This window comes from Streptomyces ochraceiscleroticus (genome assembly GCF_000720485.1).
GTDB lineage: Bacteria > Actinomycetota > Actinomycetes > Streptomycetales > Streptomycetaceae > Streptomyces > Streptomyces ochraceiscleroticus.
In genome coordinates this window covers 79,531-89,784 of the sequence record NZ_JOAX01000012.1, presented here as the reverse complement: position 1 = coordinate 89,784, position 10,254 = coordinate 79,531, and the positions used below count along the sequence as shown (strand labels likewise).

The following is a 10,254-nucleotide window of genomic DNA, read 5'->3' as shown; positions in this document are numbered from 1 at the left end:
CATGGCCTGGAACGAGAACGCCGCGGTGGTCCTGGAGAACGAGCACGTCCTGCTGCGACCGGTCACCGAAGCCGACCGCGAGCCCGTGCGGGCTGTCGCGATGGACCCCGACATCTGGAAGTACTTCGTCTCCGCCGTCGAGACCGACGCGGACTTCGAGAAGTTCTTCGACACCTGCCTCGCCGACCAGAGCGCCGGCCGCCGCGTCGTCCAGATCATCACCGACAAGTCCACCGGCCGGGTCGCCGGCAGCATGAGCTACGGCAACATGGCCGAGGCCGACCTGCGGCTGGAGATCGGCTGGTCCTGGCTGGGCCGCGACTTCCGGGGCCAGGGCATCAACCGCTGGGCGAAGTACCTGCTCCTGGAGCACGCTTTCGAGCAACTGGGCGCGGAGCGCGTGGAGTTCAAGACCGACATCCTCAACACCCAGGCCCGCCGCGGACTGCGCAACATCGGCGCCGTGGAGGAAGGCACCCTGCGCAGCTACAACTTCATGCCCGGCGGGCGCCGCCGCGACGCGATCTTCTACAGCGTCCTGCGCGCCGAATGGCCCCGTGTGAAGGACGAGCTGGCCACCAAGCCGAAGGTCGCCCAGCTGGACGCCGTCGGATGACGCCGGGCGCGGGCATTCCTTTCATTCGCGCGTCGGGCGGCCCGTTCGCCGCCGGGCGGGCCCATGGTGAGGCCCTCGCCGGTCCGTTGCGTGCCTTCCTCGACGACTCGCTCGCCCGGCTGAACAAGGTCATGCCGGAGCCGGTCTCCCTGGACGGGCTGCTGCCGTCGATCGCCGCCTATCAGGCGGCGGTCGCGGCGGCCACGCCCGAACTGGCCGAGGAGGTCGCGGGGCTCGCGGCCGGCGCCGGGATCACACCGGACGAGGCATGGCTGCTGCAACTGCGCCGGGAGATCATGGGCTACCGCAAGGTGCCCACGGCGGGCGACTGCACGACCTACGCCCGCACCGGCGCGGCCGGCCCCGTCCTCGCGCAGACCGTCGACCTCAACGGCAACCTGGACGACTACCTCGGCGTGCTGGAGGTCGCCCGCACCGGGTCGCCGCGCCGCTCGCTCGTCCTCAGCTTCGGCGGCCTGCTCGGCTACCTGGGGCTGAACAGCGACGGCCTCGCGGTCGGGCTCAACCTGGTACTGGGCGGCGACTGGCACCCCGGAGTACCGCCCTACCTCGCCATCCGGCACCTGCTGGACACGGCACGGGACGTCCCCCAGGCCCTGGAGATCCTGCGCGGCCTGCCCCTGGCGAGCTCCCGGACGCTGGTCCTGTGCGACCGGGAACGGGTCGCCGTGGTGGAGATCCTCGGTGACGAACTCAGGGTCACGGAGGGGGCGGAGACGGCGCACACCAACCACTTCCTGCACCCGGACTTCGTACCGTTCGACGAGATCAACGTCTTCGCCCGCAACTCGTCCGTGCGCCGCCTGAAGGCGGCCACCGCGGGGCTCGCCGAGCTGCCCCCGGGGTGCGGCGCCGAGGACCACTTCAGGCTGTTGTCGCAGCCGCCGATCTGCGTACCGGACCGGGGTGACATCCGCGGCGAACGCACCGTCGCCGCGGTGGTGATGCTGCCGTCCCGGGGGGAGCTGCATGTACGGCCGGGCGATCCGTCGCTGTCTTCCACGCAGGTCTTCCGGCTGTAGCGGTGGACGTGTGGCTTGTGGACCTGGACGGTGGGGGCGGCTTGGAGGCGCGCCCCACGGAGGCGGAGAGGCGGCGGGCCACGGCCTTTACGGACGTGGCCTCGGCCCGCCGCTTCCTCCGCTCCCGGCTGGCGGTGCGCGACCTGCTGGGCCGGCGGCTGGGAGTCTCCCCGGCGCGCCTGCGCGTCGCGTACACGGCGTCCGGCAAGCCGTATCTGCCGGACCATCCGGAGCAGCACATCAGCTGGTCGCGGTCCGGCCGGCTGCTGCTGGCCGGCGCGGACGACGGCGGGCCCGTGGGCGTGGACATCGAGCGGCTGCGGCCCGTCCCGGCGGCGCTGGACGTGCTCGCGGCGGTGTACCCGGCCCTGCCGGCCACCGCCGACCCCGCGGCGTTCCTTCCCGCGTGGACGCTGCTGGAGGCGGCCGTGAAGGCGACCGGGCGCGGCCTGGCCCGGGGCGCGGCGGAGGTCGGCCTCGCGCTCGGCCCCGGGAGCACGGTCACCTTGCGCGGCATCTCCGGGCACGGTCCGGGCGCCTGGCACGGCCGTACGGAACTGCTGCCGGCGCGCGACGGGCTCCCTGCGGCCGTGACGGCGGTCGTCAGCCGGCTCAGGAAGGACGAGCGGCTCAGAAAGGAGGAGAAATGACCGTGGAATCCGGGAGTGCCCGCTCCGGACGGCTCAGCCTGCATGTCCTCGCGCTGAACGTCGGCGCCGCCGGCCTGGCCGCCGCCGTTTCTCGGGTACTGACCGGCCGGGCCATGCGGCACGCGGGCGTCAGCGCCGAGGTGACCGATGCCTGGGACGGGCCGGAACTGCGGCTGTCCTGCGAGGACGCGCGGGCGGTCGCTCCGGGGGCCGGGCGGCTCTTGCGGGAGATCGCTGCGGCGGCGGGCGCGGGTCCGGAGGGCGGTGCGGAGGCCGGTCCGGAGGCCGCTCCGGAGGCCGCTCCGGAAGCCGCTCCGGAAGCCGCCCTCATCCCGTACCGCGCGTGGCAGGCCCTCATGGCCCACTGGCAGGTCGCCGACGGCGCACGCGCGGAGATCACCGCGCCGGGTCTCCTCACCTCCCCGGGCGGTGGCGCCCCCGAAGAGCCGGTGTTCGTCTTCGACCACGTGGGGCCTCCGGCGCCACCACCCGGCTGGCGGCTGCTCTCCTGGTACGCGCCGGACGCCGGCGTCTACCACTGCTCGGTACGGCACGCGCCGACCGGCCACCACCTGAAGGTCGGCTCACCGCGCCCCGGGGAGCGGAAACGGGCCGCCGAGCTGCTCCGCACCTGGCAGGCCGTGACCACCGAACTGACCGCCTCCCCCGGCCTGCCCCTCTGCGCACTGCACGTTCCCGCGCGCAGGCTCGTCCTCGGGGACTGAGCTGCCGGTTCGCCGGTTGTCAGTGGGATGCGCTTGCATGGGTGCATGGACGACACGAACGACGGAACCCTGCGGCAGGCGGCCGACGCGGTGCTGGCCCGCCTCGTCGGCGCCCCGGCGGGCACGGCCCGGCTGCGCGAGGACCAGTGGCGGGCGATCGAGGCGCTGGTCGCCGAGCACCGCCGGGCGCTGGTGGTGCAGCGCACGGGCTGGGGCAAGTCGGCCGTGTACTTCGTCGCGACCGCCCTGTTGCGGCAGCGCGGCAGCGGCCCGACGGTGATCGTCTCGCCGCTGCTGGCGCTGATGCGGAACCAGGTCGAGGCGGCCGCCCGGGCGGGCATCCGCGCCCGCACGATCAACTCCTCGAACACCGAGGAGTGGGACACCGTCCAGGCCGAGGTGGCGGCCGGCGAGGTGGACGTGCTGCTGGTCAGCCCGGAGCGGCTGAACAACCCGGACTTCCGCGACCAGGTGCTGCCCAAGCTCGCCGCGGCGACCGGCCTGCTGGTGGTGGACGAGGCGCACTGCATCTCGGACTGGGGCCACGACTTCCGGCCCGACTACCGCCGGCTGCGCACGATGCTCGCCGACCTGCCGCCGGGCGTGCCCGTACTGGCCACGACGGCGACGGCCAACGCCCGGGTGACGGCCGACGTGGCCGAGCAGCTCGGCACGGGCGGCGGCACGGACGCGCTGGTCCTGCGCGGCCCGCTGGACCGGGAGAGCCTGAGCCTCGGCGTGCTCCGGCTGCCCGACGCCGCCCACCGCATGGCCTGGCTCGCCGAGCATCTGAACGACCTCCCGGGCTCCGGGATCATCTACACCCTCACGGTGGCCGCCGCCGAGGAGGTCACGGCCTTCCTGCGGCAGTGCGGGCACACGGTCGCCTCGTACACGGGCAAGACCGAGAACGCCGACCGCCAGCAGGCCGAGGAGGACCTCCTCGGCAACCGCGTCAAGGCGCTGGTCGCCACCTCCGCGCTCGGCATGGGCTTCGACAAGCCCGACCTCGGCTTCGTCGTCCACCTCGGCTCGCCCTCCTCCCCCATCGCCTACTACCAGCAGGTCGGCCGCGCCGGCCGCGGTGTGGAGCACGCCGAGGTCCTGCTGCTGCCCGGCCGCGAGGACGAGGCGATCTGGGCGTACTTCGCCTCCATCGCCTTCCCGCCCGAGGAGCTCGTGCGCCGGACGATCGACGTGCTCGCCGGTTCCGAGCGACCGCTGTCGCTGCCCGCGCTGGAGCCGCTCGTGGAGCTGCGCCGCTCCCGCCTGGAGACGATGCTCAAGGTCCTGGACGTGGACGGCGCGGTCCGGCGGGTGAAGGGCGGCTGGACCGCCACGGGACAGCCCTGGACGTACGACGCGGAGCGGTACGCCTGGGTGGCGAAGCAGCGCGAGGCCGAGCAGCAGGCGATGCGCGAGTACGCCACGACGGGCGGCTGCCGGATGGAGTTCCTCCAGCGGCAGCTCGACGACGAGGGCGCGGCGCCGTGCGGCCGCTGCGACAACTGCGCGGGGCCGCGCTTCACCGCCGAGGTCTCCCCCGCCGCGCTGGACGCGGCGCGCGGCGAGCTGGGCCGCGCGGGCGTCGTCGTGGAGCCGCGCCGGATGTGGCCGACGGGGCTCCCGGCGATCGGCGTCGATCTGAAGGGCCGCATTCCGGCAGGTGAACAGGCGTCGGCGGGGCGGGCGCTCGGCCGGCTCTCGGACATCGGCTGGGGCAATCGGCTGCGCCCGCTCCTGACGCCGCAGGCCCCGGACGGTCCGGTGCCCGCCGATGTGCTCGACGCCGTGGTCGGCGTGCTGGCCGACTGGGCGAAGGGGCCGGGCGGCTGGGCGAGCGGCGATCCGGAGGCGCCCGCCCGCCCGGTGGGCGTCGTCACCATGGCGTCCCGCACCCGCCCCCAGCTCGTCCAGTCCCTCGGTGCCCGGGTCGCCGAGATCGGCAGGATGCCGCTGCTGGGATCGATCGCGTACGCGGCGGGCGCCGACGAGACGCATCTGCCGCGGTCCAACAGCGCGCAGCGGCTGCGCGCCCTCGACGGGGCGCTGACGGTGCCGCCGCCGCTGGCCGAGGCGTTGCGCGCCGCGGACGGCCCGGTGCTCCTGGTGGACGACGCGACCGAGACCGGCTGGACGCTCGCGGTCGCCGCGCGACTGCTCCGCCGGGCGGGCGCTGGGGGTGTACTGCCGCTGGTGCTGGCGGTACAGAGCTGATCGCGGGGCCGGGGGCGGCCCTCAGCCGTCCCTCTGGCCTCCTTCGGGGGCGGCCGGCGGGCTCATGCCGAGCGGGCGCGCGCCGTGGGGCGCTCAACGGGCCGCGCGGCGCCCGGAGTCGGGCGCGCGCCGGGCGGGGCGAAGCGGGAGGGTGTTTTCGCTGGTCCGCACCGTGCGGAGCGGACCCGTGCGGCGGGACACGCTTCGACGGGCAGTTGAGCGGGAAGGAAAAAGGACGACGCACCCATCGATTCCGGAACGCCGCGGCGAATTGCTCATTGCCGCAAGCGTGTACGACCGCGAGAATCGTGGTGCTTCCCCCATTCCAGCCGTCCGCGGCTCAGCAGGGGTGTGTCGTGGTGCGACGTTGCGCCCGGCCGTCCCGGCTTCCGTCGCGTCGACGAAGGGAGGACCGTGACCTTCGGCATCACTCCGCCCCTGACCGCGTCCCAGCCCTCCGCCACCACGTCGGCCGCCAGGCTGAGCCGGATGCTGGAGCCCGCCGAGTGGGCCTCGGCGGGAATTCCCCTGCTGCGCAATCCCCGTGAGGTCGTCACCGGCCTCCACGACCGCCATCTGCCCGGCCCGTCCACCGCTGTCGTCGCGGTGCTCGATCCGGAGGAGCGGGTGACGGCCAGCGCGTCCTTCGTGCTGCGTACGGACGCGCCCGACGGCTGGGACTTCCGCAACGCACTGCTGGCGCAGTTGCGCCGGGTGACCCCGCACGATCTGCGGCTGCGCGCACCGGTACGGACGGCCGTGCTGCTGTACTGCCGCGACGGTGGGCCGCTGTGGACGGAGGCGGACGGCGCGTGGATGTGGGGGCTGCGCGACGCCTGCACCTTGCACGGGCTGCGCTGCGGCGCGTACATCACGCTGACGCGCGACGGCTGGCAGGTGCTCGGGGAAGGCCGCGGCGGGCGCCGGCCGTACACCGGCGCGCGGCCGGAGCGTCCGCAGCTCTCGGACACGCCCCGCGAGCGGCACAACGGCGGCATGGCCGCGGGACCACCGCGCCGTACGGGCGGCGGAGCGCCGGAAGCACACCGGCGCACTGCGGCCCGCTGAGGCCACTGACCGGCACGGCGGTACGGCGGTACGGCGGTACGGCCGTACGCAGGAACGGATCAGCGGTACGCCGTCACCGGGTGCCGGAGCGGTCGGCCGGGCGGGCGGTACGGAGCGAGCCCGGCGGCCGTGATGGCCGGGCCGGGCCCCTCCGAGCCGGCTCGCTTACGCCGACGCCCCGATGAGGGCGTTGATCCGCGCCGGATCGCCACAGACGATCAGCAGGGCGCCGGCCCGGGCCATGGCGGCGGGCAGAGCCTTGGCGACGGCTTCGTCCGAGCCGCCGTTGACCGCGACGACCACCACGGGACGGCCCTTGGCACGCTCGGCGTCGGCGTCCGCGTAGAAGACGTCGTCCGCGGCGTCGTGCTGCGCCCAGTAGGACGCCTCACCGAAGGACAGCTCGTGCGCGGCCCAGGGGTGCCGGTCGCCGGTGGTGAGGACCAGCACCTCGCTCGGCGCGCGGCCGGAGTCCAGGAGCAGGTCGACGGCCTCGTCGGCGGCGTCCACGGCGCCGTCGGCGGGCGCGGGGATCAGCTGAAGCTGCGCTTCGGAGGCTGCGGTGCCGGCACCGGCCGCCGCGGACGGCTTGGGAGCCGTGCGCTGCGCGGGCGGGGTGGGAGCCGGTCCGCGGGACGGACCGGGCTTGCCGGGTCGGGCGCTGGACGCGGGGGCGCCGCGCGGAGGCGCGGGGCGGGGACCGGGACCAGGTACGGGTCGAGGGGTCGGCGCGGTACGGCCGGCGGCCGGAGTTGCGCGGGGACCCGGGACACTCTCGTGAATCTGAGGCTCCTCGGGGATGAGAGGCATGAAGTGATGTCTATCAAACGTAGGTACGGGACATGTCAGCGGGTACCGGATTCACATCCGTACCGCTCAGAAGTCGAAGCCGAGTTGGCCACCGGCCTCCAGAGCGGCTGATTCTGGGGTGAGGCGCACCTTCTTCAGGTGCTGCCAGCGGGGCAGCGCGTCCATGTAGGACCACGACACCCGGTGGTACGGGGTCGGGCCCCACTCCTCGAGGGCCGCGCGGTGCACCGGCGAGGGGTAGCCGGCGTTGTCCGCGAAGCCGAAGTGCTCGTGTTCCAGGCCCAGTTCGGCCATCATCGCGTCGCGCCGCACCTTCGCTATCACCGAGGCGGCGGCGACGGCGACACAGGACTGGTCGCCCTTGATGACCGTACGGACCCTCCAAGGGGCACCGAGGTAGTCGTGCTTGCCGTCGAGGATGACCGCGTCGGGCCGGACCGGAAGGGCTTCCAGCGCACGGACGGCGGCCAGCCGGAGGGCTGCGGTCATGCCCAGTTCGTCGATCTCCTCGGGGCTGGCGTGACCGAGGGCGTGACAGGTGACCCAGTCGCCGAGCACGGCGGCGAGTTCGTCGCGGCGCTTGGGGGTCAGCAGCTTGGAGTCGGTGAGTCCGGTGGGCGGGCGGCGCAGTCCGGTCACGGCGGCGCAGACGCTCACCGGGCCGGCCCAGGCTCCGCGCCCGACCTCGTCCACTCCTGCGATGATCTTGGCGCCCGTCGTGGCGCGCAGTGATCGCTCGACGGTATGAGTAGGGGGCTCGTAGGGCATGGCGCCAGACAGAGTACGCCCCCGCCCCCCACCACCTCGCACCGCGGGTCCCCCACGCTCGATTCGTCCCACCCGACCGGTGTTGTCACCCCCCGAAACGGGACTGGGAACACGGCCCGGCTCACCATCGGGAGCACGGCCCGGCTCGCCATCGGAAGCACGGTCCGGCTCGCCATCCGGAGCATGGTCCGACTCGCCATCCGATGTGCGGTCCCGCTCGCCATCCGGAGCGCGGCCCGGCTCACCATCCGGAACACGGTCCCGCTCGCCATCGGGTACACCGTCCGGAGCGCCGCACGGCCCACTCTCCGGAACGTGACGCGCGTCGTCCCCTCCGAGCCTCGCCCCCTGAGACCTGGTGCTACGCATGCTCCCGACCTTCACCGAGCGACCGAGCTTCAAGCCCCGGCAACACCCCGCAGGGCCCACCACCAAGGCTACGCCGCACACAGCCCAGGCCAAGGCCGCCCAAGCAAGGTCACGCGTCCCGGACGACGAGCCTCACGCGCCCCGCACCTATCGGAGACAGGGCGTACCGGACGACGAGTCTCACGCACCCCGCACGCACCCGAAGCCACGCGCCTCAAGCGGTGCGCTTCAGGCCGGGCTCACGGGCCTCAGCCCGACGCGCCCACACACCCACACGCTCCCGTACGCGTCTCAGGCCTCGCCGCTCGGCATCCAGGACGGGAGGTCCTCCGTCCCCGCCAGCCATCCCTCCGGCGGCGCGCCCTCCGGGCCGGCCGCGACGATGCCGCCGACGATCGCGCACGTGGTGTCCACGTCGCCACCCGCCCGCGCGGTGGTCCAGAACGCCTGCTCGTAGCTGCCCAGGTTGCGGGCGGCGGCCCACAGCGTGAACGGCACGGTGTCGTGAGCGGTGGTCCGCCGCCCACAGCCGAGCACCGCGGCGACCGTGCTCGCGTCGGCGTAGTCGAGCATGTCGCGGGCGCGCCGAAGCCCCGCCTGGACCGCGCTGCGCGGGATCAGCTCCATGACGGCGTCCAGCAGCGCCTCCGGGCCGGTGACACGGTCCGGCGCGGCGACCAGCGCGGCCGCGGCCGCCACCGCCATCGCCCCGACGACCGCCTCACGGTGCTGGTGCGTGACGTACGCAGAGATCTCCGCCTGGTGCGTGGCCTGCTCGGGATCGTCGGCGTACCAGGCACCCAGCGGGGCGATGCGCATGGCGGCACCGTTGCCCCACGAGCCCTGCCCCTTGAACAGCGCCGAGGCCAGCTCGCGCCAGTCCCGCCCCTCCCGCACCTGGCGGAGCAGGCGGTCCACGGCGGGACCGTAGGCCCGGTCGACGTCGTGATGCTCCGCGAAGGAGCGGGCGAGCGCGTCCTGGTCGATACGGCCGTGCGCGGTCAGTACGGCCAGTACGGAAGCGGCCATCTCGGTGTCGTCGGTCCACCGCCAGGGCGCCGGCGGCAGGGCGCGGCTCTTGAGCGCGGGGTAATGGGCGGGCACGAAGAACTGGGATCCCAGGGCGTCGCCCACGGCAAGCCCCCGCAGGCTCTCCAGGGCCCGCGCGAAGCGCTGTGCGTCACTGTCACGGTGATCGGCGGTCATCGGTTGCACTCTAACCGGTGCTCCCGTAGGACTGCGGTGTACACCAGCTCTCGAACGGCCGGTCAAGGCGGTACCGCCCGTCCGGACCGAGCAGCAGAGTGCGGTGGTCGGCGTTGTGGGGATTGGACAGCGATTCAAATTCGGCGACGGTCCAGTGGAACCACCTCATACAGAACAACCGCATGGTCAGCCCGTGCGTGACGATCAGAACGTTCGGCGGATGGTCGGGGGCCTCGAAGCTGCGCCACAGGCTCTCCAGGAACGCGCCCACCCGGTCGTAGACGTCCGCCCCCGACTCCCCCTGGGCGAAGCGGTAGAAGAAGTGACCGTAGGCGTCGCGGTACGCCTTCTGGAGCCGTACGTCGTCCCGGTCCTGCCAGTTCCCCCAGTCCTGCTCGCGCAGCCGCGGCTCCTCGCGCACCCGGACCCGCTCCTTGTCCAGACCGAGCGCCTGGAACGTCTGGTGCGTGCGGCGGTACGGAGAGACGTACGCGGATATCCGCTCGTCCCCGAACATTGCCCGAAGCTGCGCACCGGCCTCCTCGGCCTGCTTGACGCCGCGCTCCGTCAGGCTCAGGGCGTGGTCCGGCTCCCGCTCGTACACCGTGTCATCGATATTTCCGTCGGACTCTCCATGCCTGATGAGGACGATGCGTCGGGGGCGTGCCATGCCGCCAGCCTAAAACGAGGCGCTGCCCCCTGCCCGGGGCGCTCCCGGACGCCGGCCCCGGAGACCTGGAAGCCATGAAAGACCTGAGTGAACACTGGTACCTCCCCCGCGG

10 protein-coding genes are annotated in these 10,254 nt (G+C 73.6%); 6 read left to right on the top strand and 4 right to left on the bottom strand.

Going from position 1 to position 10,254, the window contains the following annotated elements; all coding sequences use genetic code 11:
• Position 1 precedes the first annotated feature (1 nt).
• The 6 genes from IG84_RS0116830 to IG84_RS0116805 all read left to right on the top strand — a co-directional run bounded on the left by IG84_RS0116830 (position 2) and on the right by IG84_RS0116805 (position 6,319).
• Positions 2-616: a GNAT family N-acetyltransferase gene (locus tag IG84_RS0116830; protein ID WP_031057355.1), complete on the top strand. Its 615-nt coding sequence runs from the start codon at positions 2-4 to the stop codon at positions 614-616.
• Entirely contained in the window at positions 613-1,659 is a 1,047-nt protein-coding gene (locus IG84_RS0116825) for a C45 family autoproteolytic acyltransferase/hydrolase (RefSeq protein WP_031057351.1), read from the top strand. The genes IG84_RS0116830 and IG84_RS0116825 overlap by 4 nt, the downstream gene beginning before the upstream one ends.
• A 2-nt stretch (positions 1,660-1,661) precedes the next feature.
• Positions 1,662-2,309 carry a 4'-phosphopantetheinyl transferase family protein gene (locus IG84_RS0116820; protein ID WP_157848892.1) on the top strand — a complete coding sequence of 216 codons (648 nt, stop codon included), beginning with the start codon at positions 1,662-1,664 and terminating at the stop codon, positions 2,307-2,309.
• Complete coding sequence (locus tag IG84_RS0116815) at positions 2,306-3,034, top strand: hypothetical protein (RefSeq protein WP_031057346.1); 729 nt, start codon at positions 2,306-2,308, stop codon at positions 3,032-3,034. Before IG84_RS0116820 ends, IG84_RS0116815 begins: the two co-directional genes overlap by 4 nt.
• Before the next feature lie 45 nt (positions 3,035-3,079).
• Positions 3,080-5,251, top strand: a complete 2,172-nt coding sequence (locus IG84_RS0116810) for a RecQ family ATP-dependent DNA helicase (protein WP_031057344.1) — start codon at positions 3,080-3,082, stop codon at positions 5,249-5,251.
• Between the two features lie 414 nt (positions 5,252-5,665).
• Entirely contained in the window at positions 5,666-6,319 is a 654-nt protein-coding gene (locus IG84_RS0116805) for a hypothetical protein (RefSeq protein WP_031057342.1), read from the top strand.
• A gap of 165 nt (positions 6,320-6,484) precedes the next feature.
• Here the strand turns inward: IG84_RS0116805 and IG84_RS0116800 are convergent, their stop codons facing one another.
• The 4 genes from IG84_RS0116800 to IG84_RS0116785 form a co-directional block, all read right to left on the bottom strand.
• Positions 6,485-7,129, bottom strand: a complete 645-nt coding sequence (locus IG84_RS0116800) for a hypothetical protein (RefSeq protein WP_031057340.1) — start codon at positions 7,127-7,129, stop codon at positions 6,485-6,487.
• 66 nt (positions 7,130-7,195) lie between these two features.
• Entirely contained in the window at positions 7,196-7,897 is a 702-nt protein-coding gene (locus IG84_RS0116795) for a ribonuclease HII (protein ID WP_031057337.1), read from the bottom strand.
• Between the two features lie 660 nt (positions 7,898-8,557).
• Positions 8,558-9,472 (bottom strand): ADP-ribosylglycohydrolase family protein, encoded by a 915-nt coding sequence (locus IG84_RS0116790; protein ID WP_031057335.1) that lies wholly within the window; start codon positions 9,470-9,472, stop codon positions 8,558-8,560.
• Positions 9,473-9,482: 10 nt separating this feature from the next.
• Positions 9,483-10,142 carry a histidine phosphatase family protein gene (locus IG84_RS0116785; RefSeq protein ID WP_031057332.1) on the bottom strand — a complete coding sequence of 220 codons (660 nt, stop codon included), beginning with the start codon at positions 10,140-10,142 and terminating at the stop codon, positions 9,483-9,485.
• Positions 10,143-10,254 lie beyond the last annotated feature (112 nt).